The organism is Rhizobium sp. NLR22b (genome assembly GCF_019685295.1).
In the GTDB taxonomy this organism is placed as follows: Bacteria; Pseudomonadota; Alphaproteobacteria; order Rhizobiales; family Rhizobiaceae; genus Rhizobium.
This window is the reverse complement of sequence record NZ_JABDWM010000008.1, coordinates 206080-229364: the sequence shown is the minus strand read 5'-3', so window position 1 is coordinate 229364 and position 23285 is coordinate 206080. Positions and strand designations below refer to the sequence as shown.

General features: G+C 62.7%; 24 protein-coding genes and 3 pseudogenes. 12 read left to right on the top strand and 15 right to left on the bottom strand.

The window, feature by feature from the left end; all coding sequences use genetic code 11:
* Nucleotides 1-17: 17 nt before the first annotated feature.
* Nucleotides 18-1808 (bottom strand): PAS domain-containing methyl-accepting chemotaxis protein, encoded by a 1791-nt coding sequence (locus HJC00_RS15515; RefSeq protein WP_210628684.1) that lies wholly within the window; start codon nucleotides 1806-1808, stop codon nucleotides 18-20.
* Nucleotides 1809-2268: 460 nt separating this feature from the next.
* Here HJC00_RS15515 and HJC00_RS15510 point away from each other — a divergent pair, with 460 nt between their 5' ends.
* Nucleotides 2269-2991 (top strand): LuxR family transcriptional regulator, encoded by a 723-nt coding sequence (locus tag HJC00_RS15510; RefSeq protein WP_210628685.1) that lies wholly within the window; start codon nucleotides 2269-2271, stop codon nucleotides 2989-2991.
* Between the two features lie 39 nt (nucleotides 2992-3030).
* On the opposite strand, the gene HJC00_RS15505 is transcribed toward HJC00_RS15510, so the two are convergent.
* A complete protein-coding gene (locus tag HJC00_RS15505; RefSeq protein WP_221164319.1) occupies nucleotides 3031-5325 on the bottom strand; it encodes an EAL domain-containing protein in 2295 nt (764 codons plus the stop codon).
* A 250-nt stretch (nucleotides 5326-5575) separates the two neighbouring features.
* On the opposite strand from HJC00_RS15505, the gene HJC00_RS15500 reads away from it, so the two are divergent.
* Nucleotides 5576-6943, top strand: a complete 1368-nt coding sequence (locus tag HJC00_RS15500) for a TIGR03808 family TAT-translocated repetitive protein (protein ID WP_221164318.1) — start codon at nucleotides 5576-5578, stop codon at nucleotides 6941-6943.
* A 19-nt stretch (nucleotides 6944-6962) separates the two neighbouring features.
* On the opposite strand, the gene HJC00_RS15495 is transcribed toward HJC00_RS15500, so the two are convergent.
* Together HJC00_RS15495 and HJC00_RS15490 are read right to left on the bottom strand one after the other, a co-directional pair.
* Complete coding sequence (locus HJC00_RS15495; RefSeq protein ID WP_210628687.1) at nucleotides 6963-7427, bottom strand: YbhB/YbcL family Raf kinase inhibitor-like protein; 465 nt, start codon at nucleotides 7425-7427, stop codon at nucleotides 6963-6965.
* 49 nt (nucleotides 7428-7476) lie between these two features.
* Nucleotides 7477-7716 carry a hypothetical protein gene (locus HJC00_RS15490; protein ID WP_210628688.1) on the bottom strand — a complete coding sequence of 80 codons (240 nt, stop codon included), beginning with the start codon at nucleotides 7714-7716 and terminating at the stop codon, nucleotides 7477-7479.
* Between the two features lie 235 nt (nucleotides 7717-7951).
* Between HJC00_RS15490 and HJC00_RS15485 the strand changes: the two genes are divergently transcribed.
* The gene (locus HJC00_RS15485; protein ID WP_221164317.1) at nucleotides 7952-8617 is read left to right on the top strand and encodes a glutathione S-transferase family protein; all 666 of its coding nucleotides are present in this window, start codon (nucleotides 7952-7954) and stop codon (nucleotides 8615-8617) included.
* A gap of 2 nt (nucleotides 8618-8619) precedes the next feature.
* Here the strand turns inward: HJC00_RS15485 and HJC00_RS15480 are convergent, their stop codons facing one another.
* Nucleotides 8620-9516, bottom strand: a complete 897-nt coding sequence (locus tag HJC00_RS15480) for a LysR substrate-binding domain-containing protein (RefSeq protein WP_221146828.1) — start codon at nucleotides 9514-9516, stop codon at nucleotides 8620-8622.
* Between the two features lie 179 nt (nucleotides 9517-9695).
* Between HJC00_RS15480 and HJC00_RS15475 the strand changes: the two genes are divergently transcribed.
* Complete coding sequence (locus HJC00_RS15475) at nucleotides 9696-9887, top strand: hypothetical protein (protein ID WP_221164316.1); 192 nt, start codon at nucleotides 9696-9698, stop codon at nucleotides 9885-9887.
* Between the two features lie 45 nt (nucleotides 9888-9932).
* Here the strand turns inward: HJC00_RS15475 and HJC00_RS15470 are convergent, their stop codons facing one another.
* The 3 genes from HJC00_RS15470 to HJC00_RS15460 all read right to left on the bottom strand — a co-directional run bounded on the left by HJC00_RS15470 (nucleotide 9933) and on the right by HJC00_RS15460 (nucleotide 11304).
* On the bottom strand, nucleotides 9933-10424 hold the full coding sequence (locus HJC00_RS15470; protein WP_221164315.1) for a GNAT family N-acetyltransferase: 492 nt from the start codon (nucleotides 10422-10424) through the stop codon (nucleotides 9933-9935).
* Nucleotides 10425-10625: 201 nt separating this feature from the next.
* Complete coding sequence (locus HJC00_RS15465; protein WP_221146826.1) at nucleotides 10626-11087, bottom strand: DUF2231 domain-containing protein; 462 nt, start codon at nucleotides 11085-11087, stop codon at nucleotides 10626-10628.
* Nucleotide 11088: 1 nt separating this feature from the next.
* Nucleotides 11089-11304: a DUF2945 domain-containing protein gene (locus tag HJC00_RS15460; protein ID WP_221164342.1), complete on the bottom strand. Its 216-nt coding sequence runs from the start codon at nucleotides 11302-11304 to the stop codon at nucleotides 11089-11091.
* A 365-nt stretch (nucleotides 11305-11669) separates the two neighbouring features.
* Here HJC00_RS15460 and HJC00_RS15455 point away from each other — a divergent pair, with 365 nt between their 5' ends.
* Complete coding sequence (locus HJC00_RS15455; protein ID WP_221164314.1) at nucleotides 11670-12227, top strand: DUF2087 domain-containing protein; 558 nt, start codon at nucleotides 11670-11672, stop codon at nucleotides 12225-12227.
* Between the two features lie 47 nt (nucleotides 12228-12274).
* On the opposite strand, the gene HJC00_RS15450 is transcribed toward HJC00_RS15455, so the two are convergent.
* Nucleotides 12275-12418 carry a hypothetical protein gene (locus tag HJC00_RS15450; protein WP_210628694.1) on the bottom strand — a complete coding sequence of 48 codons (144 nt, stop codon included), beginning with the start codon at nucleotides 12416-12418 and terminating at the stop codon, nucleotides 12275-12277.
* A 186-nt stretch (nucleotides 12419-12604) separates the two neighbouring features.
* Between HJC00_RS15450 and HJC00_RS15445 the strand changes: the two genes are divergently transcribed.
* The 4 genes and pseudogenes from HJC00_RS15445 to HJC00_RS32590 form a co-directional block, all read left to right on the top strand.
* Nucleotides 12605-13606: an ATP-binding cassette domain-containing protein gene (locus tag HJC00_RS15445; protein ID WP_221146825.1), complete on the top strand. Its 1002-nt coding sequence runs from the start codon at nucleotides 12605-12607 to the stop codon at nucleotides 13604-13606.
* Complete coding sequence (locus HJC00_RS15440) at nucleotides 13603-14403, top strand: ABC-2 family transporter protein (protein ID WP_221164313.1); 801 nt, start codon at nucleotides 13603-13605, stop codon at nucleotides 14401-14403. The genes HJC00_RS15445 and HJC00_RS15440 overlap by 4 nt, the downstream gene beginning before the upstream one ends.
* Nucleotides 14404-14405: 2 nt before the next feature.
* Complete coding sequence (locus HJC00_RS15435) at nucleotides 14406-15209, top strand: ABC transporter permease (protein WP_221164312.1); 804 nt, start codon at nucleotides 14406-14408, stop codon at nucleotides 15207-15209.
* Between the two features lie 64 nt (nucleotides 15210-15273).
* Nucleotides 15274-15512 (top strand): annotated as a pseudogene (locus HJC00_RS32590) (type II toxin-antitoxin system Phd/YefM family antitoxin); the annotation flags it as partial.
* An 82-nt stretch (nucleotides 15513-15594) separates the two neighbouring features.
* Here the strand turns inward: HJC00_RS32590 and HJC00_RS15430 are convergent.
* On the bottom strand, nucleotides 15595-16215 hold the full coding sequence (locus HJC00_RS15430) for a glutathione S-transferase family protein (protein ID WP_210628698.1): 621 nt from the start codon (nucleotides 16213-16215) through the stop codon (nucleotides 15595-15597).
* Between the two features lie 257 nt (nucleotides 16216-16472).
* Nucleotides 16473-16829: a hypothetical protein gene (locus HJC00_RS15425; RefSeq protein WP_064692660.1), complete on the bottom strand. Its 357-nt coding sequence runs from the start codon at nucleotides 16827-16829 to the stop codon at nucleotides 16473-16475.
* Nucleotides 16830-16969: 140 nt separating this feature from the next.
* On the opposite strand from HJC00_RS15425, the gene HJC00_RS15420 reads away from it, so the two are divergent.
* Nucleotides 16970-17725, top strand: a complete 756-nt coding sequence (locus tag HJC00_RS15420) for a DeoR/GlpR family DNA-binding transcription regulator (protein WP_210628699.1) — start codon at nucleotides 16970-16972, stop codon at nucleotides 17723-17725.
* Nucleotides 17726-17783: 58 nt separating this feature from the next.
* On the opposite strand, the gene HJC00_RS15415 is transcribed toward HJC00_RS15420, so the two are convergent.
* Complete coding sequence (locus HJC00_RS15415; RefSeq protein ID WP_210628700.1) at nucleotides 17784-18791, bottom strand: asparaginase; 1008 nt, start codon at nucleotides 18789-18791, stop codon at nucleotides 17784-17786.
* Between the two features lie 354 nt (nucleotides 18792-19145).
* Here HJC00_RS15415 and HJC00_RS15410 point away from each other — a divergent pair, with 354 nt between their 5' ends.
* Nucleotides 19146-20357 carry an MFS transporter gene (locus HJC00_RS15410; protein WP_210628701.1) on the top strand — a complete coding sequence of 404 codons (1212 nt, stop codon included), beginning with the start codon at nucleotides 19146-19148 and terminating at the stop codon, nucleotides 20355-20357.
* 48 nt (nucleotides 20358-20405) lie between these two features.
* On the opposite strand, the pseudogene HJC00_RS15405 reads toward HJC00_RS15410, so the two are convergent.
* A pseudogene (locus HJC00_RS15405) lies at nucleotides 20406-20780 on the bottom strand (helix-turn-helix transcriptional regulator); the annotation flags it as partial.
* Between the two features lies 1 nt (nucleotide 20781).
* Between HJC00_RS15405 and HJC00_RS15400 the strand changes: the two are divergent.
* A pseudogene (locus tag HJC00_RS15400) lies at nucleotides 20782-21222 on the top strand (MFS transporter); the annotation flags it as partial.
* A 57-nt stretch (nucleotides 21223-21279) separates the two neighbouring features.
* Here HJC00_RS15400 and HJC00_RS15395 read toward each other — a convergent pair.
* Nucleotides 21280-22059: a class I SAM-dependent methyltransferase gene (locus HJC00_RS15395; RefSeq protein WP_210628702.1), complete on the bottom strand. Its 780-nt coding sequence runs from the start codon at nucleotides 22057-22059 to the stop codon at nucleotides 21280-21282.
* Nucleotides 22060-22220: 161 nt separating this feature from the next.
* Nucleotides 22221-23216: an NAD(P)H-quinone oxidoreductase gene (locus tag HJC00_RS15390; protein ID WP_221146820.1), complete on the bottom strand. Its 996-nt coding sequence runs from the start codon at nucleotides 23214-23216 to the stop codon at nucleotides 22221-22223.
* Nucleotides 23217-23285: the final 69 nt, after the last annotated feature.

Below are 23285 nucleotides of genomic sequence, written 5' to 3'. Positions count from 1 at the left end.
CGGAGCCGCCCTGCGCCTCAGAACTCCTCCCAATCGCCGCCGGCGACGGCGGCATTGCCACGGAAGGCCGCGCTCACCTTCGCGGCCATTGCCCGCGGCGCCGATGCGACCGGTCTGGAAGCGGCGGTCGCCACGGCGGGGCGGTGCTGGCGTGCGGCGGGACCGCCGATGTTGAACTGTGCCAGCAGTTGAAATAGTGCGTCCGCCTCCTTGGCGAGGCTGTGGGCGGCAGCCGTCGATTCCTCGACCATGGCCGCATTCTGCTGCGTGCCTTGGTCCATGGTGTTAACCGCGGTGTTGATTTCCTTCAGTCCCGTCGCCTGCTCCTTGGAACTTTCGACGATCGCGAGAACATTGCCGTTGACCTGCTGAACCTGTGCGACGATCTCTTCGAGCGCCCTGCCGGTTTCGCCGACCAGGGTCACCCCGCTCTTCACATGCTCGTTGGAGGCGCTGATGAGCTCCTTGATCTCTTTCGCCGCTTTGGCCGATCTCTGAGCAAGCTCGCGAACTTCCTGCGCGACCACCGCAAAACCCTTGCCGGCATCGCCCGCGCGCGCCGCCTCGACGCCCGCGTTCAGCGCCAACAGGTTGGTCTGGAAGGCGATTTCGTCGATTACGCCGATGATATTGCCGATCTCCGCCGATGATGTCTCGATCTTGCCCATCGCATCGACGGCGCTGCGGACCACCGCGCCGGAACGCTCGGCATTCTCGCGCGTCCTTCTCACCAGTTGGCCGGCCTCCTGAGCGCGGTTGCTGGAATCGGAGACCGTTGTGGTGATCTCTTCCAGGGCGGCGGCGGTTTCCTCGACGGAGGCCGCCTGCTGTTCCGTGCGCTTCGACAAATCGTCCGAGGCGGAGCGAACTTGCTGAGCTCCGGCGGCGATGCCGGTTGCGTTTTCGGCCACGGCCTGCATCGCTGCGCGCAGCTTGCCGACAGCGGCATTGAAGTCGGTTCGGAGTTTTTCCAGGGTCGGAATGAACGGGGTTGCGACTTCCTGGGTTAAATCGCCGCCGGAGAGCGCCATCAAGGATGCCGCCAACTGATCGACATTATTGACGCGGGCAGTGACGTCGGTCGCGAACTTGACGACCTTGAACACCTTACCGTTCATGTCGAAGATCGGGTTGTAGGACGCCTGGATATAGACCTTTCTGCCGCCCTTGCCGATGCGCAGAAACTCATCCGCCACGAATTCGCCACCTGACAGGCGCGCCCAGAACCGCCGGTAATCGTCACTGTTGACGTAAGCGCTGTCGCAAAACATCGAATGATGGCGCCCCTGGATCTCGGCAAGCTGATAACCGAGCGCCGACAGGAAATTCTCGTTGGCCGTCAAGATCTCGCCCTTCGGCGTGAATTCGATCACCGCCTGGGCGCGCGACAGCGCGCTTATCTTGCCGGCATCCTCGGCGCTTTGCAGCTTCTGCCTGGTGATATCGGTCGCGAATTTCACCACTTTGTAGGGCTTGCCGCCACTGAAGACCGGATTATAGGAGGCTTCGATCCAGATTTCCTTGCCGCCCTTGCCGATCCGCTTGTATTGGCGCTGGTCGAACTCGCCTCTGCCGAGCTTCGCCCAGAATTCGCGATAGCCGGCCGACGAGGCTTCCGCGGGTTCGACGAACATCCGGTGATGCTGGCCAACAATCTCAGACAGTTGATAACCGAGGGCAGCACAGAAATTGGCATTGGCCGTGAGAATCTTGCCGGTAAGGTCGAATTCGATGATGGCCTGCGACCTGCTCATCGCCGCCAGTACGGCCTTGGCATCCGAACCGAAGCCGAATCCTATTGTCTTCATGCTCTTCCCCCTTGCTCACATCGAGCGAATGACTGCCGCCACCCATCACGGATTTGCGCTGGACGGGCACCCCTGAAATAAAATCCGATATATTCTTTAAGCTTCCTTTAACCGAGACGTTGCGAAACCGGATGGCCAATGGTCGAGCCGTACGGACAAATAAGAAAACAGAATCATTGGCTTGAAACACGATTTCCGCGTCGGAAGCTGATTTTCTGGGAAGTTGGCGAACGCGAAGCCACTGATTTTTTCGCCTCGGCCGCTTCGAATAGTTCGAAGATCCGTAAACTCTTTGTTAAGCAACGGCCGTCCGTCTGTTGCCGGCAGCTAAGGGCCTTTCCGTTTTTTCTCGGCAGATGCATATTCCACCGTGCTTGGAGCATGCAGAATCAACTTCCGGTACGAGCGGATAAGTGGACACCTCAGCCGCCAGGCGCCGCGAAAGCGATCGGAGAAAGACATGCCGCTCGAGGGCGAGTTCAACCGAATTGAAGAAGTCGCTGCAGGCTTCAACACGCATTACGAAGTCTTCAAATATATGAAGCGTCTTACCCAGGACCTGGGCATGACGGCTTTCCTGATCATGACGCTCCCTACGGTCGACGTCGTCGAAATAGGCGCGACAAAGATCATCACCAACTGGCCGGCGGAGATGGTCGACTATTACGACGCCCATAACCTGTTGGTCGACAGTCCGGTCATCCGGCGGATGCTGAGGTCGACCAGCCCCTTCAACTATGATGTCGAGGCGATCAATACCGATCGCGGAGCAGCCAAGAAGTCCACCGTCATCGAGTTGTTCAGGCGCTACGGCATGGAAAAGGGCGCCTATTTTCCCGTGCACGATGCCGCGGCTGGACGCGGCGCCCTTTCGATTTCGGGACCCCGGAATTTCAGCATGGTGGAAATGGCCAAGATCCTGTTTATCGCCACGTTGATTTATGATCGGCTGTCACAGCTGACACTGAACGAGAAACACAAGCCGGTTGCCTTTACGCGGAGCGAGCTGGACTGCCTGAGGCTAACGGCCGGAGGCAGGAAGAGCAGCGAGATCGCGAAGCTTCTCGATCTCTCGGAAAACGCGGTCAACAATCAGATCGGCAGCGTGATCAGGAAGCTGGGATGCACGACGAGAACGCAGGCAGTGGTCAGCGCTCTGCGTCTCAACATCATTCGGGTCTAAGCGAGCGATCCGTTCGCGACGAGCAAGCTGAGGAAAAGTTCAGAGAAGCTGCGCCTGCAGCAATGCCGGAATCTCCTCCGGCGAGACGGGCTTCGAGAAGCGGTAGCCCTGCGCCTCCTCGCAATGCGCCTGGCGCAGGAAAGCCATCTGGGCATCGGTCTCGACGCCTTCTGCGAGAACCGACAGCTTCAGCGTCTGCGCCAGCGAAATGACGGCCGAGGCGATGGCGACGGCTGTTTTGTCGCCCGGCAGGGCCTCGACCAGCGAACGGTCCATCTTCAGCCGGTCGAAGGGGAAGGTCTTCAGTGCCGCAAGGCTGGAATAGCCGGAACCGAAATCGTCGATCGACAGGCGTACGCCGAGCGCCCTCAGCTGCTCCATCATGGCGAGCGCCCGCTCGGCATCCTGCATCACCACGCTTTCGGTGACCTCGAGCTCCAGCCAGCGGGATTGCAGGTGGTTGCGCTCCAGCGCCTCGGCGACATGGCTTGCAAAATCCGGATCGGCGAACTGCTTGGCCGATACATTGACGGCGATCGTCAGCGGCGTCAGGCCCATATCCTGCCAGCTGCGCGCCTGGCGGCACGCCTCGTTCAGCACCCAGAGGCCGAGTGGAACGATGAGGCCGGTCTCTTCGGCGAGCGGAATGAAATTGAAGGGCGGCACCCTACCCTTTGCCGGATGGTTCCAGCGGACCAGCGCCTCAATGCCGGTGATACGGCCGCTGGCGACATCCACCTGCGGCTGATATTCCAGGAACAGCTGATCGCCGGTGATCGCCTGGTGAAGCTCGTCCTGCTCGCCGCGTGGCATGCCCACCCCGCTGCTGTCGCCATCATGGTGCTGCAGCGTGTTGCGGCCGAACTGCTTGGCGCGGTACATGGCGCGGTCGGCATTGGCAAGAAGCTCTTCCGAGGTGACGCCGTCGACGGGAAAGGCGGCGACGCCGATGCTCGAAGTGATGGCGATGTCACCGCTCTCGCCGCGCATCGGGCGAGTGATCGCCTTCTGCAGGTCGCGAAGGCGGCGGGTGATGCCGGCATCATGACTCGACTGGTGGACGAGCACCACGAGGAATTCGTCGCCGCCGAGCCGCACCACCATATCCGAGGCGCGGATGCTGTTGGCCATGCGGGTGGCGATCTCCTTCAGCACCTCGTCGCCGGCGGCATGGCCGCGGCCGTCGTTGACGTCCTTGAAATTATCGAGATCGATATAGGCGACAGTGACCTTGCGATTGTTGCGCCGTGCCTGGTCGAGGATGCCGGCCAGCCTTTCCTTCAGGAAGGCGCGGTTCGGCAGGCCGGTGAGATCATCATGATGCGCCATGAAATGGATGCGGTCGTCGACGCGCTTGCGTTCGATGGCGATGCCGGCGATATGGGTGGCGAGCGCCACCAGCCTCGTTTCATGCTCCGTCGGACGGCGTACCTCCATGGAATAGAGCGCGAAGGTGCCGAGCACGTTATTCTCAGAGGTAGCGATCGGCGTCGACCAGCAGGAGCGAAAGCCGAAAGGGGCAACCAGCGCGCGGAAATCCTCCCACAGCGGATCGCTCAGGACGTCCTCGACGATAACGGGCTGGCCACGCCAGGCGGCGGTGCCGCAGGAGCCGACCTTGGGGCCGATCGTGACACCGTCGATGAGCCGGCTGTAGCCTCCGGGAAGATTGGGAGCCGCACCGTGATAGAGCCTGGTGCCCTCGCCATCGAGCAGGAGAACCGAGCCGTCGATCCCTGTCAGCTGGGCTTCGATCATCAGCACCAGCGCCTCGAGGATCATCGGCAGCGGTTCATTGCGGGCGATCATCTCGAGCAGTTTCGCCTGGCCGCGATGGAGCTCCTCCTGCAGCTTGCGTTCGGTGATATCGCGGGAAACGCCGATCAGGCCGACGACCTCGCCGCGATCGTTGCGCAGCGGTATCTTCGAGGTCAGCCGGCATATCGGCTTGACGGCGCCGGGAAGGACGACCGTTTCCTCCATGTCGATGCGGGCTTCGCCGGTCGCCATGATCTGCTGCTCGATATCGAAATGGCGGCGCGCCGCCTCGAAATCGAACAGGTCGAAATCACGCTTGCCGGCAATCTCTTCGGCGCTGAGGCCGAGGCTGGCCGCCGTGACAGCGTTGGCGAAGACAAAGCGGCTGTCACGGTCCTTGACGTAGAGGAAGTCCGGAAGCTCGTGGATAATCGCCTTCAGGCGCAGGTTCTCAACGCCTTCCGCGAGGTGATGGGCGGTCGATGCCATCATCGCCTCGCTCGCGGCAACGAAACGCCGTGTTTCGGCCGTCAGGGCATCGACGGATTCCCGTCGCCTGGCACTCGGTTCGTGCATGACGCCATTCTCCCCAGTGGCTGAAGGCCTATCCCGCAACATCCATTTATTTTCCCTTCAAAGTAGTCCGCATTCCCTTCGGGTTGCTTAAATGAAAGGGTGAACAACACCCCAATATAAGCGGCGAGATCCTGCAATCGGCCTCCGCCGCAACAAGAATTTTGAACGGCTGTGAAGGGCCTGTGCCAAAAGAAGACAGGCGGGTTGGCACGTTTTCTGCTACGGGCGCGTCATGACAGGAGAGCCCGGAATGCCCTTTCGCCGCGACATGCTTCTCTTTCTCGCCGCCTCCGCATTTGCGGGAGGGACATCGCGCGCGCTTGCCTCACCGCTGACGGCTGCCAGCCAGCCCGATCTGCGCGGCGCGATCGACGGAGTGGAATATCGCGCCGCTCCCGAAAGCGGCGACCGCAAGACCCGCAACCTGGAGCAGATGATCAGGCAGGCGGCGGCCGAGAACGTGCCGGTCTTCCTGCCGCCCGGCACCTATAAGATCTCCAACCTCACCCTGCCCGACAATACGCGCATATCAGGCGTGCCCGGCGCTTCGCGGATCGTCTATACCGGCGACGGCCATCTGTTTGCGGCCGAGAACATCAGGCGCATCGAGCTTTCCAATCTCGTCATCGACGGCGGCAACCGCTGGCTCGGCGATTACGCCGGCGGGCTCCTGCAATTTACCGGCGTCGACGAGGTGCTGATCGACAATTGCGAGATCGGCGGCAGCCGCAAACACGGCCTGCAACTGGAGCGCTGCGGCGGTCGGATCGAACGCAGCCGCATTTCGGGCGCCGCCCAATCAGGGCTCTACGCCGTCGATTCCGCCAATCTGTCGATCACGGGCAATACGGTCTCGAATTGCGGCAATGGCGGCATCCTCGTGCATCGCTGGAAGAAGGCGGAGGACGGCACGGTCGTTTCCGGCAACCGGATTTTCAACATCCGCGCCAACGACGGCGGCACCGGCCAGAACGGCAACGGCATCAATGTCTTTCGCGCCGACGGGGTGATGGTGGTGAACAACCAGATTTCCGACTGCGCCTTTACCGCCATCCGCGCCAATTCGGCCTCGAATATCCAAATCAGCAGCAACCAGTGCCGGCGCTCCGGCGAGACGGCAATCTATGTCGAATTCGCCTTCGAAGGCGCCGTCGTCTCCGCCAATATGGTTGACGGCGCGGCAAACGGCATCTCGATCGCCAATTTCGACGAGGGCGGACGGCTCGCGAGCGTCACCGGCAATGTCGTGCGCAACCTGACGCTGAAAGGCCCCTACAAGCACGAGGTCGGCTTCGGCATCGGCATTGCGGCGGAAGCCGATACGCTGGTGTCCGGCAATGCGATCGAGGGCGCGCCACGCTGGGGCCTGCAGATCGGATGGGGGCCTTATCTCAGAAATGTCGTCGTCAGCGGCAATGTGGTGCGCAAGGCGCCTGTGGGATGCGCCGTCTCGGTCGCCGAGGGGGCAGGCACGGCCGTCATCACCGACAACATCTTCCAGGAGGTTGGCGAAGGGGCGGTCCTCGGTTTTGAGTGGGACAGACAAGTCTCCGCTGAAATGGCGGGCGGCGGCGCACCCTATGCGCAGTTGACCGTTGAGCGAAACCGCGTGTCCTGACACGCGGCTCCGCCTTTGCTCAGTGCGTCTGATAGGTGCCGGTGACGGTCGCTTCCGCCAATGCGTGTTTCCTTGCCTCCGCCCACATCGCGCTGATACCGGCGGCATCCGGCGTAGAAAGCTTCGGCACGTCGAGGGCCGCGAGGCGGAAGATGTAGTGATGCGGGCGATCGCCTGCCGGCGGCTGCGGGCCATCGTAACGGGCATTGCCAAAATCGTTCTTGTAGAAGCGCGGCGCCTGCTCCGGCGCCGTATCGACGCTTTCGGCCAGGGCTCTCCACTCAGCGGGAATATTGGCAATGCCGCAATGGCGGAACGTGCCATGCGGAGCATCCGGATCCTCAACCACCAGAGCAAAGCTCCTGGTCTCCTCGGGGGCGCCGCTCCAGGTAAGGGGCGGAAAGAGGTTCTCGCCGGCGCGCGCATATTTCTTCGGGATCGGCTGATCCTGGGCAAAAGCCTTGCTGATCAATGTCAAAGTCATGACATTCTCCTTTCTAAGGGGCTCCTTGATGTTCGGGGCTCCGTTATCGTCAGGGACGACCGCTTCCCTTTTTATGCTCGCTCTCCTGATTGCGGCCGCGCGTCATGGCCCGGTCGTCGTTGCGGAGGTCCGGATCGGCCTTCAGATCATTGCCTTTGCGATAGGCTTCCTTCGCCTGCTCATTGCGTTGCAGATCCGCCCCGGCGTCGAAATCCTCGCCGGCATTTGCGGTCTTCTCGCGTTTCTCGATGACACGAAGCTGTTGTTCATGCGTCTTCTTGCCCGTCATGAGTTCCTCCTTTGCCTGGCCCGCGCTGCGCACGCGGCTCATCGCTTTTCGGCGCCGCGAGGGCGCCAATCTCAGGGTCCAACCCGCCGGCTCTCTCATTGTTCCCAATTGTGCTCGATCCGGTCGGGAAGGTCCCGGCCGCATCAAAAGCTTTCATCGTCCCATCAGCGGCGAGGACTTTTCCGAGGGTGATCCGGCGTCTACGGTTCCTGCGACACAGCGAGGGAATATCGTCATGCTGACAATCTATGGGGTCTATCGATCGCGCGCTTCGCGCGTCTACTGGATTGCGGAGGAGCTCGGGCTCGAATTCCGCTCCGTGCCCGTGCTGCAGGCCAGGCGGCTTGCCGACCCGCTCGCCGAAGAGGCGCCGCTCAACACGCATTCGCCCGAGTTCACCGCCCTCAACCCGATGGCGCAGATCCCCAGCATTCGCGACGGCGACCTCATCATGCACGAGTCGCTGGCGATCAATCTCTACCTCGCGCGCAAGCATGGCGGGCAGCTTTCCGGCCAAACCGTCGAGGAGGACGGATTGCTGACGATGTGGACGATCTGGGCGGCCTCGCAGATCGAGCCGCATTCGGTGCGGATCGTCCTGACCTATGATAACGGGCTTGAGAACAGCGACGACGGCAAGCAGACGATCGCCGCCGCCTGCTACAGGCTGCGCCGGCCGCTTGCGGCGCTCGAAGGTCACCTCGCTGGCCGGCAGTGGATCGTCGGCGATCGCTTCACCGTCGCCGATCTCAACATCGCCGAGGTGTTGCGTTATGCCCAGAGCGAGGCGGATCTTTTCGACGCGCATCCGAACATCAAGGCCTGGATCGAACGCTGCCAGTCCCGCCCGGCCTACAAGGCGATGCAGGCGGCCCGCAGCAAGGAGCCGATCGAGGTTTAACGCTACCGAAAAAGCGCCAGCGTGCCGGCCATTTCCTCGCGGATCCAGGCCTTGAAATCCTTGACCTTCTTCGGCTCGCGTGTGCCTTCGGCCGTCACAAAATAATGGCCGAAGCCGGTTTTCGCGCGAATGCCGAACGGCGCTGCCAGCCGGCCTTCGGCCAGCGCAAAGGCGGCAAGCGTCTGCCAGGCGAGCATGACGCCCTGGCCAGCGATCGCCGCGTCGAGGCAGAGCGAGGCGTCGTTGAAGACGTGGCGCGTCGCAAGCGTCGCGCCCGACAGTCCGGCCTCGCTCATCCAGACTTCCCAGCTGAACATGGCCGGGCCATCGATAATGGCAGGCAAAGCGAGGATGTCGGCAGGCTGTTTCAGGTTGGCCGCCATCTCGGGCGAACAAACAGGAAAGACCTCCTGCTCCAGCAGCAACTCGGCCTTCACATCGGGCCATTTGCCGGCGCCGACGCGGATGCCGATGTCGACGTCTGAGATCGCGGGATTGACGAGATTGGTCGTCGCATCCAGCCGCAGCTTGATGTCGGGGTAACGTTTGGCGAAGCGATGAAGCCGATGGACGAGCCAGCGGGCGGCGAAAACCGGCGCCACCGAGATGGTCAGGATCGTATCGTCCTTGCGGCTTGCGATCGAGACTGCCGCCGAAAGGCGGGCAAAGCCCTCGTCGAGCGCTGTGAGCACCGGACGGGCGGCTTCGGTGGCGATCATGCCCCGGGCGGTGCGCTCGAAGATCACTTGCCCCAATTGCGCCTCGGCCTTGATCACCTGCTGGCTGACCGCGCCGACCGAAACGCCGAGCTCGTCGGCGGCCGCCTGCAGCGAGCCAAGACGACCGACGGCCTCCAGGGCCCTGAGGCCGTTGAGATGGACGCTATTCAGGTTCTTCATATAGTTTTCCTATAACGCCGCCGCGGTAATCTCAATTGAAAAAGCACCGGTGCAGGCAGACATTATAAGCATAGAGGATCCCACTCGACCGGCGACGACGCGGTGAGAGGGAGAGGGTTATTTGGCACCAGCGGCCGGGTGGTCACCTTTCCGCGTCGCTGGAGAATGCGAGGCTTGCCATGTCGTGGCTGAAGTTTTTCTTGAAGCCCGCCGTTGCGGCGGGCGCGCAAATCGACCCGGCCTGGAAGAACGACCCGCTTCGGCATCCCGAGGTCCAACGCATGTCGCTGCGCGAAATCGCCGATCTGCCGCTGGGAGCGGAGAGCGGTTTGCATGCCAAGGGCAGGTCGCCGCTGGCAAAATGCGCGTGAGCACCGCTCCCGCGCATTTGCTAATTTGCCTTATGCCGGCGTCCGTTAAACGGCAGATGCCTGCCAGCAAATCACCGGACCGTCCTGAGGATCGATGCGCTCGCCGGTGCGGATAAAGCCATTTCGTTCGAGGACACGCTGCGAAGCGATGTTTTCCATGGCCGTATCGGCCGAAACGAGGGTTACGCGCGGATCCTGCCGCGCCCATTCCAGCAATTCTCCTATGGCGCGCGTGACGGATCCACGTCCTTGGCAACTGGGCGCGATCCCATAGCCGATGTGGATTTCGCCGTTCTGAGGTGCGCGAATGATGGAGCACAGCCCGACGATTTCGGTCGCCTCCACAATCATCCAGGCCGACGGGATGAATTGGGCGGCAATCTCTGCTGCAATCCTGGCCAGCATCTCCAGGACCTCAGGAGGCGCGATGGCGCTATCGGAAACCAGGCTGGTATTTACAGGCGCGAAACCTTTCAGCAATGCGTTGAAATCATGGGCCGTCAATTCGATGATCATATTCTTCTCGACATTGCGCATGCGCCGGTTTTGACGCGTCAAGCCGAGCGATGGAGCGAGACCAGCCCTCGATCAATTCGAGCGGTGTCTCGCCGTTCGCCTCGGCCGCAATGATGATTTTCAGAGCAGCAAGCGCCGGTAGTCAAGAGAGTCTCTGAGGTGCCCCTGCGGGGGCCTCGAAGGATGGGGCGGACATGCTGGCGTTGGATGGGATGCCGTTCATTATCTCGTCGGATTGGCCGGATCCTCGCTGACGCCGACGCGGTGGCGATAGACCATTTCCCAGCCTTTCCAGCCGTTGAACAGAAGAAGGGCGGTAGCGATCAAAGACAGCACCAATCCGGTCGGGACGATGAAGTCCCCGCCTTCGGCCAGCCGCCGCCCGAGGTTGAAGGCCTCGATCAGGACGAGAATGACGTTTCCGATCATGTGAAACCAGGCGTCGCGCAGGTCGCGAATGCGGCTGTCGCCGAAAGAGTCGATCAAGCCGGCAACTGCCGCCAACGCCGCCATGACAAGGCCGGCGCCGAGCATCCAGTTGGTCGCAACTGCCCAGGCCGGATCGCCCGATCTGGCGTAGACGATGTCGACAACAAGCGTGCCGACGAAGGCGGCGACGGGGAACGGGATCAACATCGGGTGGATCGGATGACCGGCAATGCTCAACGTGCTTTTCGGGTTCATCCTATCCTCCTTTGACCTTCCGCAATGCATCTTCCCTATAGGCAGCGATATGGTCGCTCTTGTCGCTCTTGATCTCGTATTGGGGTGAGGCCTCGGTGGCGCGGCGGCGATGACCTTTGTAGTCAAAATCCCGGGTGCGGATCGCAATGATGTGGCCGGAGACCTGCCCGGCCTCCGAATTCCAGGTGACGTGATCTCCCCGAGCAGATTTGGCCATGTCGCACAATTCGTCAGATGCCGCAGAGCATGCGTCAAACATCCAGACCGCCTGCTTTGTTCCGGTCATGGCCGACAAGCTGAAACCCGTAGCTGTGGAGAAGAGACCTGCGTGCTTGGCCCGTGCGAATGGACCCCGCCCCGCAAAAGGCTATCGCCCGGCCGGAGCCACCGAGCGTGAAGACCGTTGAAATATCGAGGGCGCGGTGATAATTCCTGCATCGGGTCTGCAGTTCACCCAGGCATCGCCGTTCTCCGGAACACGCTAAACCTGACAATGACTGAGATATGGACACCGATCCCGTGCCATGTCGGAAGGGCGATCACCGATAATCCATCCGGAACGGCACGACCAAAGGATAGGTCATGTCCAGAAAACTCATCCCGCTCCAGGTGAGCGATGCCTCCGCATTTGCCAAGTCGCTTCGCCTGCAGCTCTCCGCCCATGAGGGGCTTCCCTCTCACCTCCAGTTCTTGAACATGCTGGCACGGGCTGCCGGTTACGGCAATTTCCAGAGCCTGCGGGCGCAAACTGATCTCGTTGACAGCGAGGCCCTCCCCCCGACAGCGGCGCCTGTCGCCGACCCCGCGGTCGACCGAAAGCATATCGACCGTGTTCAACGCAGGTTCGACCAAGAGCTTCGCCTGGTACGCTGGCCCTCGCGGCGCATGGATCAGATCACGGCGCTTTGGATTCTCTGGTCGTATATTCCCTCAGCGAGGGATATGTCCGAAAAAGAAGTCAATGCTCTTCTTCGCGACAGGCACCTGTTTGGAGATCACGCTTTGCTGCGTCGGGAACTTTGTGACCTCGGCCTGATGCGCCGGACGCGCGACGGCAGCGTCTACCGGCGCGTCGAACGGCCGATGCCGAACAATGCGGCGACGATCCTGCGTCAGTGTTCGCAGCGCCAGGCACACTGACCGCCGTTGCGGAGGCGCCCGACCGAAGACGGCCTTCGAAACGGCGCTCATTCCTCTTTCGTATCATCGTCGCCGGGCTGCCGCCTGCGGCGCGAACGAAGATTGCCGAAGCCCATATAGTGATCGGCATCCGAGGTGTTCCATCGGCCGGCAAGGACGATGATCGCGATGGCTGCAGCGACGATGAGCAAGGCGCAGATTATTTCCATGCCTTCAATGTAGCGCAGGCGGGGATCGGTCAAAGGTGGTGGCGACACAAGGCCGAAGCGATCGGTCGAAACTCAACTTGTCTTTGCACGAATCTCACTTCGCGCTAGCCTGTGTCGCAAGCCCCATCGCCGCCCGAGTCGGCTCGCATCACATCCGAGGGAATAGACATGCCGGCTTTGATCGAAGCACGGGGCGTCAGCAAGCGCTTCCGGCAGCACAAGAGATTTCCGGGCCTGCTCGGCGCCTTCAAGACGCTGGTGACGAGCGAATATACCGAGGTTCAGGCCGTTTCCGATATCGGCTTCGATATTACGGCCGGCGAGGCCGTCGGCTATCTCGGCCCGAACGGCGCCGGCAAATCGACGATGATCAAGATGATGACCGGCATTCTGGTGCCGAGCGAGGGCACGCTTTCGGTGCTCAGCCGCACGCCGCATCTCTCCCGCATGGACAATGCGCGCGAGATCGGCGTCGTCTTCGGACAGCGCAGCCAGCTGTGGTGGGACCTGCCGCTGATCGACAGTTTTACCCTGCACCAGCGCATCTATGATATCCGGGCTTCCCGCTATGCGGACAATCTGCGTCACTTCAGCGAGCTGCTCGATCTCTCGCCCTTCCTCGACCGGGCGGTGCGCCAGCTCAGCCTCGGCCAGCGCATGCGCGCCGAGATCGTCATGTCGCTGCTGCACGATCCGAAGATCCTCTTCCTCGACGAACCGACGATCGGGCTCGACGTGGTCGCCAAGGATGCCGTGCGTCGGTTCCTCGCCGAGATCAACCGCGAACGCGGCGTCACCATCATTCTCACCACCCATGACCTGCAGGACATCGAGACGATCTGCCCGCGGCTGATCATGGTCGATCACTCCAGGCTGATCTTCGATGGCGAATTGCGCAGCCTGCGCGCCGCCCTCGGCTCGGCCCGGCGGCTGACGCTGGAATTTGCCAGCGACCCCGGCCCCTTGCGGCTCAGCACGGCGTCGCTCGTCAACGACGAGGGCCTGCGTAAGGAATATCTGATCGAGCGCGAAGACGTGTCGCTGGTCAAAATTCTTTCGGAGGTCGGCAGCGACCGCGATCTCAAGGATGTGGCGCTGCACGAGCCTGACATCGAAGAAGTCATCCGCACCTTCTACCAGGGTCGCAACGCCAGGGCCAGGGCCTCATGAGCGCCTATCTCGCCTTCACCCGCAGCTCCTTTCACGCGCAGCTCGCCTACCGCAACGAGGTCTGGGCCAACATCTTCGGCAAGCTTGTACAGGTCGTCGCTCGCGTCGCCATCTGGCTCGCCGTCTATGCCGGCGTCGGCGCGACCGTCGTCGACGGCGTTTCGCTGCAGCAGATGGTGACCTACGCCCTGCTCGGCGGCGCTGTCATGGGCGCCACCCGCCCCGAAAGGATCATCGGCGAGATCGGCCGCTCTCTCAAGACAGGCGATATTGCCGTCTGGCTGCTGAAGCCGCTCTCTTACCCGCTCTATCTCTTCGCCAATGAATGCGGCAGCTTTTCCTATCGGCTGGCGACGCAGGTAATCCCGACCGTCGCCTTCACCGCCCTGTTCTACGGCATGCTTGCGCCGGCAAGCCTGTTTCACGCTCTGATGTTTATCGCTTTCTGGGCGCTGTCCTTCGCGCTGATCTTCCTGATGTCGGCGCTGTTCGGCCTGATCGCCTTCTGGCTCATGACGAGCTTCTCGCTGGACTGGATCCTCGGCGCCCTGCTGCATCTCTTCTCCGGCCTGCTGGTGCCCTTCTGGTTCTTCCCCGAGCCCTTAGCGACGATCGCCCGCCACCTGCCCTTCGCCTGGGTCGTCTATTATCCCAACGCGGTCTATCTCGGCAGGCTCTCCGTGGCCGACACCTGGCTGCATCTCGGCCTCGCCCTCGGCTGGGCCGGACTGTTCCTTTTGGGCGTGCTCTGGCTGTGGCGCCTGGCCTCGCGCCGCATCACCGTGCAGGGAGGCTGATCGTGTTCCTTCATCACCTTCGCGTCATTCCGCTGCTGGTGCGCATGCATGTGCGCTCACAAATGGAATATCGCGGCGCCTTCTGGCTCGACCGGCTTGCGCAGATCCTTTCCTACGGCAGCGTCTTTGCCACGATCGGCATCCTGCTTGCCCGCTTCCAGAGGCTTGGCGGCTGGACCTGGCCGGAGCTGGCGCTGCTCTTCAGCTTCCAGCTGCTCGCCTACTCTCTCGGTGCAGCAATGAGCTTCGTGCAATTGTGCGACCTCGAGGAGCTGGTGCGGCTCGGCACCTACGACACACTCCTGGTCAAGCCGTTCAGCCCTTGGGCCTATCTCGTCTTCTCCGGCCTCAATGTCGGCTATGCCGGCCACATCATCCTGGCAGTGCCGCTGCTCTGCTGGGCCGTCCTGTCGGTCGACTTCATCTGGACGGCCCCGTCCGTGGCGTTCCTGCTGGTCGCGATCGTCAGCGCGACACTGCTCACCGCTGCGATGATCACCATGATCGGCGCGACGGCGCTGATGTGGGTGCGGTCGAACCACCTGTTCTCGATCTTCTTCGGTTTCTGGGAGCTGACGCGCTACCCGCTCAACATCTTTCCCGGCAGCATCCAGATCATCCTCATCACCGCCGTGCCGCTGGCGCTGACCAGCTCGGTTCCCGTCGGCGCCCTGCTCGGCAAACCAATCCCGATCCTCGGCGACTGGGCCGGGCCGGTGGCGCTCGCCGCCGGCCCCATCTGGGTGCTGCTCGCCATCGCCCACTGGCGCTACGCCACCCGCAAATACCAAGGGGCTGGCGGGTAATCGGGCTGGGGATGGCGCCCCGACCGGCGTAGCATGAATACATCGCACAACTGGGGGGCGGATGATGGAATGGCGATTGCGGGACGCGAGAAACCGACTATCGGAAGTGGTGCGCAAGGCGCGACGACGGGCCGCAATTCGTCACACTGGGCGGCGAACGCGTGGCCGTCGTGCTGTCGGCCCACGATTACGACACCCTGCGCGCCGGCTCACCCGACACTCATCGACGATCTGCTCGGCGGCCCCATCTGGGACAACAACCTTACCGATGCGGCCGAAGCGAGGGCCAAGAATCCAAGCCGACGCCGATCTCCTGATGTCTTTGGCCGACCGGGACGGCAAGGACCGAACCTGCGCAACTGGACGAGCTCTATATGCCGGCCCCTCAGCCCCGGTCGAAGGCTAGCGCCCGCTGGACGGCGGGGCGCTGCAGCATGCGAGCGTGATGGTCGCTTGCCTTTGCAAAGCGGGCGGGATCGACGCCGTCGGCCGGCAGCCAATCGGTCATGACGAAGAGGTAGGGATCGGCCAGCGAATAGGTCTCGCCCATCACCCACGGGCCTTTGAACATCGTCTCTTCGATCAGCCCGAAACAATCGGCCATATTCTGCGGCACCTTGGCCTTCATCGCCTCGAGTGCCGCCGGATCGTCGGCCCAGCGCGAGCCGCGCGGGCGATGGGCGTGGTTCACATGCACGGTCGAGCAGAGATAGTTGTTGAAGGATTGCAGCCGCGCCATTTCGAAGACATCGCCGAGCGGCGCGAGTTTGGCGGCCGGGGCGCTTTCCGCGATGAAGCCGAGGATCGCCGGCGTTTCCGTCAGCACGCCGCGATCGGTGACGAGCGCCGGCACCCGTCCCTTCGGATTGATCTTCAGATAGTCCGGCGAACGCTGCTCGCCATCGCGGAAACTGAGCTTCTTAGTCTCGAAGGCAAGGTCGGATTCTTCCAGGGCAATAAGGCTTGCGAGCGCGCAGGTTCCGGACGCGTAATATAATGTCAGCATGGTTGTCCACTCCCTTTCGGCACGTCTTATAGCGCGGGGATTGGTGCGCCGGAACCGGGGAGATCGATGGTTTGCGGGCGATTGCCGGCGTGCCTTGCTGCCGCCCCTCATCCGGCTGCCGCCACCCCTTCTCCCCGTTCTGACGGGGAGAAGGGGTGTGGGGCACCCGCTTCCTCTATCTCGAGGTTGCGTTTGGCACGTCCCTTCTCCCCGTCAAAACGGGGAGAAGGTCAGGGTGAGAGGCAACACCCCCGCTCTCACCCGCAGCCCGGTACATCCTCCAGCCGGTGCCAGACCGGGATGCCGCGTTCCCTGGCGATGCGCACGTCGTTGTCGGCGCCTTTGGAATCGCCCGGCAGGCGCAGCACGCCCTCGCAGAGCTGCAGCAACCGGCCGGCGACCGGATGGAAGATTTCCTCGTAGAGGGCGTCGCCGACCGATCTGCCGCCGGCGGCGTGCCAGATCGGCAGCGCCACCCATTCGCCGATCATCGGCACATGGCCGGCCTTGAACAAGGCATAAGATGGTTCCTCAAGCCGCTTGAGGTTGGCGGCCATCTTCTCCGGGTCGTCGCCCGTTCCGGACCGATAAGGCCCCGCAATCAAAATCAACATGATCAACTCCATCGCTCCGCTTCTGCGCGAGCACTCCCGGCCTCATGCACGGGATTTCCTGAAAATGCACGATATTTCTTGAATGTCGAGTCATTTCATGCAATATCATGCCATCTCGTGAATTTTCGTGCGGAGAGACAATGCTGACGACGCAGCGCAAGACCCTGATCCTCGACATCTTGCGCCGCGACGGCCAGGTGATCGCCAAGCGTGTCGCCGAGGATTTTTCGCTTTCAGAAGACACGATCCGGCGTGACCTGCGGGAAATGGCGGCGGAGGGGCTCTTGAAACGCGTGCATGGCGGCGCGATGCCGCTTGCGCCCGATCTGCCCGATTTTACCGCGCGGGCCAGCGTCTCGTCCGAGAACAAGGCGCGGCTCGGGGCTAAGGCGGCTGCGATGGTCAAGCCGGGGCAGATGGTCTTCCTCGACGGCGGCACGACGACCGCCGAGATTGCCCGGCATTTGCCGCGCGATATGGCGCTGACAGTTGCCACTCACAGTCCGACGATCGCCGCCGAGCTGGAGCACCATCCGACGGCGGAGGTGATCCTGGCCGGCGGGCGGCTCTACAAACATTCGATGGTGGCAACGGGCGCTGCGGCGATGGCGGCGATTTCGCAGCTTCGCCCCGATCTGTTCTTCCTCGGCGTCACCGCCGCCCACCCCGTGCACGGGCTTTCCACCGGCGATTTCGAGGAAGCGGCGATCAAGCGGCACATCGCTCGCTGCTCGGCCGAAACGCATGTGCTGCTGACGGAGGAGAAGTTCGACCTCGTCTCGCCCTGCCCAGTGCTCGGCATTGCCGAGGTGGCAGGACTGATCGTACCGACGGAGATGACGGCCGAGCGGCTGAAGCCTTATCGCGATCTCAACGGTACAATCACTGCAGCCTAATCATTCGCTAAAAAGTCAGGGCAGGATGTCGTGCGAAAACCGCGAACCGATTTCGGCATCATGCCGAGAAGACGGAGGTCGCTCTGATATCGCCGACATGGATGCCGTTCCAGTTGCGCATCGCGGCTGCGGCAAAGGCCATCAGAGCGGCATGCACCGTCTCTTCCGTCTCGAAGAAGCGGGCGAGCGCGGCCGCCACCATGGCTTCGGCGGCGCGGGTGGCGCCATCCTCACATTTCAGCGCCATGGCGATGCCCTTTTCCGGGATCGCAGCGCAGAAGACACCCTCGGCGCCTGTCTTGACGAAGATGCGTCCGGGGGCGATCTGCATCAGTTTCGTGCAGGCGCGGCCGGAGCCGGCGACATAGAAGGGCTCGGCCATGCAAGCCTCGATCAGGCGGCGGGATGCTTTGGCGCGCACCGGCTCCAGCCCGGTGCCGGTCGCCATCCTGGCAAAGCCTTGCGCCAGGCTGCGCAAAGGCACGGCATAGGTCGGAATGGAGCAGCCGTCGGTGCCGCAGCTCTCGGCGCCGAGCACGGCGCCGGTCAGGCTTGCCATCGCGGCCCGGATCTCGACCTGCAGCGGGTGCTCGTAGCCGACATAACCCTTCGGGTCGATATCCCGGTGACAGCAGGCGCAGATGAAGCCGGCATGTTTTCCGGAACAATTGTTGTGCAGCGCCGTCGGTGCGTCGAGCGTGCGGGCCTGATGGATCAGGACTTTCTGGTTCATCGACCAGTGGGCGCCGCATTCCAGCGCTTCGACATTCCGGCCGGCACGCGACAGCATCGAGGCGGCAAGCGCCACATGTTCGTCCTCGCCATTATGGGAGGCGCAGGCGAGCGCCAGCTCCTTGTCGCCGAAGCCATAGGCATCGGCCGCACCGCTCTCCACCAGCGGCAGCGCCTGCATCGCCTTGCAGGCCGAGCGCGGGAAAACCGCGGCGTCGATGTCGCCCAGCGAAAAGACAAGCCTGCCGTCGCCATCGACGACCGCCACCGCGCCGCGATGACGACTTTCCACGAGCAGGCCACGGGTGACTTCAATGGTGACAGGATTGGTCATGGGCTCTCATCCGGATGCTGGCGGGATGGGCAGGCATAACGCGTCAGGGCGCGAAAGCCAACGGGGTTTGGGTGGCCTGTTTCGCGCGGCAAGTACGTGACGTACGGCGGAGTAGCAAGTGGCTGCGCCAATTCTCCGTCGGGACAGTCGCGCCTTCTGCCGGTCGAGCCCCTACCCTCCGTCATTCCAGGCCTTGAGCCTGGAATCCAGCCCCGGGGCTCGACCAAGCAACTCCGTCGGACGGCGATCGCCTCATCGCAATACTCATCACAGAAACTGACGCATGCGATCGAAAACTATCGTTTTCCTGATGTGTGGGATGCAGCTAAGAGTGGTGCGTCAGGAACCGCCCCCATGTCATCCAGTTTCTCCCTCATCCTGCGCGACAACAGGATCCGCATTCCCGCGGTGACGCTCGTCGCGCTTGCCTTTACCTATGCTTCGACCGCGCCTTACCAGTCGATCATCGGGATCAACGAACTCGGCTTGAGCAACGGCGCCTATTCGGCGCTGGTGTTCTTTTCGGCGATCGTCAACGTGGCGACGAGTCTGACGCTCGGCATCTGGTCGGACAGGCTGAAGGAACGCCGGCCGCTGGTGCTCTCGCTTTCGGTGGCCGGCATGCTCGGCTTCGGATCGATCGCGATCATCCACAGCCCGGCAATCTTCATCTTTTCGACGCTGCTGCTGGTGCCGATGAGCGGCTCCACCTATTCATTGCTCTTCGCCAGCCTGCGCGCCAGGACCAACCAGATGGAGCGTGGCGAGGGCGCTGCGGTGACGGCAACGGTGCGGGCGCTGTTTTCCGGCTCCTGGGCGCTGGCGCCGGGGCTGATCGGCCTTTATCTCGTCAACTCGCCATCGATGACGCCGGCCTATGGCATCGCGGCGCTCGCCAGCTGCACCTGCTTCTGCCTGTATTTCTTCTTCGCCCCCGGCAACGGCAGCGCCGGCCCTCCCCCGGATCCGGTCGGTTTCCTCGCTTCGCTGAAGCGAATCTTCATGCCCAACGTGCTGATCCGCGTCTTCATCATGGCGCTGCTGTTCGCGCTGCAGCGGCTGAACGGCATGCTTCTGCCGCTGATCATCACCCGTGCGGCGGGCGGAAACGTCGCCGACGTCGGTTTCATCGCCGGGCTGACGGCGCTTCTCGAAATGCCGTTCATGATGATGTGGGGCATGACGCAGCGGCGCTTCCGCACCGCGCATGTGCTCGCCCTCGGCGCGCTGATCTATTGCGCGTATCTGCTGCTGCTCGGATTTGCTTCCGCACCATGGCACATCTATGCGCTGCTGCTCGTCAACGCCTGCGGCGCGGCGGCAATCCTCAGCGTGCCGATCACCTATCTGCAGGACCTGATCGCCGACCGGCCGGGGCTCGGAACCTCGCTGCTCTCGCTCAACACCTTCATCGGCACCGGCATCGCCGCCGGGCTCTTCGCCTTCGGAACATCGCTCACCGATTATTCCGGCACCGCCTTCGTCGGCGCCGGCGCGGGTCTGGCGGCGATTGGGGCGTTGCTCCATCTGGAAAGCAGCAGGCGGCAGGCGCGGCAGCCGGCCTGATTGCAGGCGGCGCAGGGCACACGACCGGTTCAATCGCCGCGCCTCAATCTAACGCGCCATGATGCGGTGGGCGCAGCGGCGGGCGCCGGCAAGGCTATCTTCGCCGCGCTCGACGTCGGTGCCGAGGGCGGCGCGGAGGGTTTCGAGTTCGGAGCGGCAGAAGCCCGCGCAGGCGGTGACCGCCGCGCAGATCGGACAGTGATTTTCAACCAGCATGAAGGAGCCGTCCGCCTCCCGCCAACTGTCGGCCATGTAACCCTCACGGGTGCGGATCGCAGCCAGGCCCTCGGCACGAGCGGCAAGCTCGCCGGCGTTTTCGAGCTCGTGGCGATAGCGCTGCAGCGTCTCGGTTTCGCGGGCGGAGATGACGGCGTCGAGCGCTCCCGCCCCAAGCTGGTCGACGAGGGTGCCGAGGAGAACGGCCCTCGGCAGCTCGTTCAGCGGCCGACAAGCCTATCTGGCGATCGACGCCGGCGCGCTGATCGAGACGGCGGCGACCGGTTCGCTGGCCCTGTTTCTCGCCATGGACAATCCGCAGGGGGATTTGCCGCTCATCATGCCGGCGGCGGCCGCCATGTTCATGATGGGGTTCGGCATCGGTCTCGGCTGGGCGCATTTCGTCGCCATGGTGCTGAAGCTCGTCGCCAGCAACGAACAGGACAAGGCCTCGGCGGCAATCCCGACGATGAGCTCGCTCGGCGGGGCATTCGGTGCCGCCTTCGCCGGGTTCATCGCCAATGGCGCCGGCCTCGTCGAACCGGGCGGCGTGCCAGGAGCACTGTTGGCGGCGCATTGGCTTTATCTGCTGATGGCGCTACCGGGCATCATCGCGATCGCGACGGCGATAACCCTGAGAGACAGGTGAATTGAAAAGGCGCCTCGGTTTCGGGCGCCTTTTCACGACTGAATGATTTCCGTGCTCTCAGGCGACGTTGCGCTCCGGTTCCGGCTCCTGCTGGACAACCTCCTGCTTCACGCCGAGATAGAGGACGGAGCCGCGGCCGATGCCATAGGTATCGCAAACGTCGGGCGTCAGGAAATCGGTGACCGGAATCTGCTGGACCGCCAAACCGGCGCGCCGGATCACGTCGATGAAGCCGGACCTCGAGAAGATGCGCACATGGTCATCCTGGCCGAAATGCGCCCAGCGGCCTTCCGGCGTCGTCACCTCGGGATTTTCATAGGTGTCTTCGATCGACAGGCAGATGGGCGCCATCAGGATGGCGACGCTGTCCTGCTTGAGAACACGCCGGATTTCCGCGGTGGCACGCACCGGATCGTCGACATGTTCGAGCACATGAGAGCAAAGCACGAAGTCGAAGCTCTCATCGGCATAGGGCAGGTTATGGATATCAGCCTTGTCGTCTGCCTCCGGCATATGCATGTCGCAGCTGCGGTAAAAGACGTGCGGGTGGCTTTTGAGCCAGAAGCTCAAGGCCCGGCCCGGCGCAATGTCCAGGAAGCGCACGGCCTTTGCCTGGTCGAGCCGCTGGAACACCGGCGTCAGGAACAGCGCGTAAAGCCTGTCGCGATCGGTCGAATGACAATTGGGGCAGCTATAGGCCTGATGGTTGATCGTCTCGAATTCATCGATGCGATAGGGAAAGCCATGTTCGACCGCCTTGTCGATGTAGTAGCGCGGAAGCGGTACGAAATGCGGAATTCTGCTGCGGCAGATGGGGCAGGCGTGGAATAGAGCCATTGTATTCCTCGTAGGGACCTTACAACGCGCAAGCAACGCCACATCGGGATGCGCAGTTTCGGGGCCAAGTTTCGATCAGACGACTGTTCAACGACCCCGGAGACTCACAGTCAGCCAGGATCAACTTCACCTTGCGCACGAATGCTGGTCCGAAGCTGACCTCAAACGGTGAGCATGACCTTGCCGACATGGCTGCCGCCCTCCAGCAGCCGGTGCGCCTCGACGACGTCCTCAAAGGCGAAGACCTTGTGGATGACCGGGGCGACCGTGCCGGCCTCAAGCAGCGGCCAGACCTCGGAGAGTAGATCATCGCGGATGGCACGTTTCTCCTCGGCCGTGCGCGGGCGCATGGTGGAGCCGGTGACCGTCAGGCGCTTGACCATGATCGGAGAGAGATTGACCTTTTCGGCGACGGCCCCGCCGAGGAAGGCGATGATCGACAGGCAGCCGTCCTTAGCAAGCGAGGCGATGTTGCGATCGAAATAGGCGGCACCGATCATATCGAGGATGATATCGACGCCCTCGCCGGTTTCGGCCTTGATCACCGCGGCGAAATCCTCGCTCCTATAATTGATCCCTCGTTTGGCGCCGAGCTTTTCGCAGGCCTCGCATTTTTCCATCGAGCCGGCCGTGGCATAGACCTCGGCGCCGAAGGCGCGGGCGAGCTGGATCGCAGTTGTGCCGATACCGCTCGTGCCGCCATGGATCAGCACGCTCTCGCCTTCCGTCAGTCCGGCCATCTGGAAGAGATTGGCCCAGACGGTGAAGAAGGTTTCGGGAAGCGCCGCGGCTCTTACAGCATCGTATCCCTTGGGAAAAGGCAGGATCTGGCCTGATGGCAGGAGGCAATATTCGGCATAGGCGCCGCCATTGGCGAGGCCGCAGACCTTGTCGCCGACGGCATAGCCGCTGACGCCAGGCCCGACCTCGACGATTTCACCGGAGAGTTCCAGCCCGAGAATCGGGCTCGCATCCTGGGGCGGGGGATAGCTGCCCTGACGCTGGGCAATATCGGGACGGTTGACGCCGATCGCCTCTGCGCGCACGAGGACCTCGCCTTCACCGGCGACCGGCAGCGGACGCTTGCCGATCACCATCACATCCGGTCCGCCGAAGGACTTGAGATCAACGAAACGCATTTCCTGAGGCAATGACATGGCGCTACCCTCCTGATCCCGAAGGTTCGGAATAGATCAGCCCGGCCGGCTTGGGAAGGCTGCAAGCGG

What these genes read in the sequence shown, in the direction of transcription:
- HJC00_RS15515 (WP_210628684.1), bottom strand. Translation starts at nt 1,808, where the DNA reads ATGAAGACAATAGGATTCGGCTTCGGTTCGGATGCCAAGGCCGTACTG.
- HJC00_RS15510 (WP_210628685.1), top strand. Translation starts at nt 2,269, where the DNA reads ATGCCGCTCGAGGGCGAGTTCAACCGAATTGAAGAAGTCGCTGCAGGC.
- HJC00_RS15505 (WP_221164319.1), bottom strand. Translation starts at nt 5,325, where the DNA reads ATGCACGAACCGAGTGCCAGGCGACGGGAATCCGTCGATGCCCTGACG.
- HJC00_RS15500 (WP_221164318.1), top strand. Translation starts at nt 5,576, where the DNA reads ATGCCCTTTCGCCGCGACATGCTTCTCTTTCTCGCCGCCTCCGCATTT.
- HJC00_RS15495 (WP_210628687.1), bottom strand. Translation starts at nt 7,427, where the DNA reads ATGACTTTGACATTGATCAGCAAGGCTTTTGCCCAGGATCAGCCGATC.
- HJC00_RS15490 (WP_210628688.1), bottom strand. Translation starts at nt 7,716, where the DNA reads ATGACGGGCAAGAAGACGCATGAACAACAGCTTCGTGTCATCGAGAAA.
- HJC00_RS15485 (WP_221164317.1), top strand. Translation starts at nt 7,952, where the DNA reads ATGCTGACAATCTATGGGGTCTATCGATCGCGCGCTTCGCGCGTCTAC.
- HJC00_RS15480 (WP_221146828.1), bottom strand. Translation starts at nt 9,516, where the DNA reads ATGAAGAACCTGAATAGCGTCCATCTCAACGGCCTCAGGGCCCTGGAG.
- HJC00_RS15475 (WP_221164316.1), top strand. Translation starts at nt 9,696, where the DNA reads ATGTCGTGGCTGAAGTTTTTCTTGAAGCCCGCCGTTGCGGCGGGCGCG.
- HJC00_RS15470 (WP_221164315.1), bottom strand. Translation starts at nt 10,424, where the DNA reads ATGCGCAATGTCGAGAAGAATATGATCATCGAATTGACGGCCCATGAT.
- HJC00_RS15465 (WP_221146826.1), bottom strand. Translation starts at nt 11,087, where the DNA reads ATGAACCCGAAAAGCACGTTGAGCATTGCCGGTCATCCGATCCACCCG.
- HJC00_RS15460 (WP_221164342.1), bottom strand. Translation starts at nt 11,304, where the DNA reads ATGGCCAAATCTGCTCGGGGAGATCACGTCACCTGGAATTCGGAGGCC.
- HJC00_RS15455 (WP_221164314.1), top strand. Translation starts at nt 11,670, where the DNA reads ATGTCCAGAAAACTCATCCCGCTCCAGGTGAGCGATGCCTCCGCATTT.
- HJC00_RS15445 (WP_221146825.1), top strand. Translation starts at nt 12,605, where the DNA reads ATGCCGGCTTTGATCGAAGCACGGGGCGTCAGCAAGCGCTTCCGGCAG.
- HJC00_RS15440 (WP_221164313.1), top strand. Translation starts at nt 13,603, where the DNA reads ATGAGCGCCTATCTCGCCTTCACCCGCAGCTCCTTTCACGCGCAGCTC.
- HJC00_RS15430 (WP_210628698.1), bottom strand. Translation starts at nt 16,215, where the DNA reads ATGCTGACATTATATTACGCGTCCGGAACCTGCGCGCTCGCAAGCCTT.
- HJC00_RS15425 (WP_064692660.1), bottom strand. Translation starts at nt 16,829, where the DNA reads ATGTTGATTTTGATTGCGGGGCCTTATCGGTCCGGAACGGGCGACGAC.
- HJC00_RS15420 (WP_210628699.1), top strand. Translation starts at nt 16,970, where the DNA reads ATGCTGACGACGCAGCGCAAGACCCTGATCCTCGACATCTTGCGCCGC.
- HJC00_RS15415 (WP_210628700.1), bottom strand. Translation starts at nt 18,791, where the DNA reads ATGACCAATCCTGTCACCATTGAAGTCACCCGTGGCCTGCTCGTGGAA.
- HJC00_RS15410 (WP_210628701.1), top strand. Translation starts at nt 19,146, where the DNA reads ATGTCATCCAGTTTCTCCCTCATCCTGCGCGACAACAGGATCCGCATT.
- HJC00_RS15395 (WP_210628702.1), bottom strand. Translation starts at nt 22,059, where the DNA reads ATGGCTCTATTCCACGCCTGCCCCATCTGCCGCAGCAGAATTCCGCAT.
- HJC00_RS15390 (WP_221146820.1), bottom strand. Translation starts at nt 23,216, where the DNA reads ATGTCATTGCCTCAGGAAATGCGTTTCGTTGATCTCAAGTCCTTCGGC.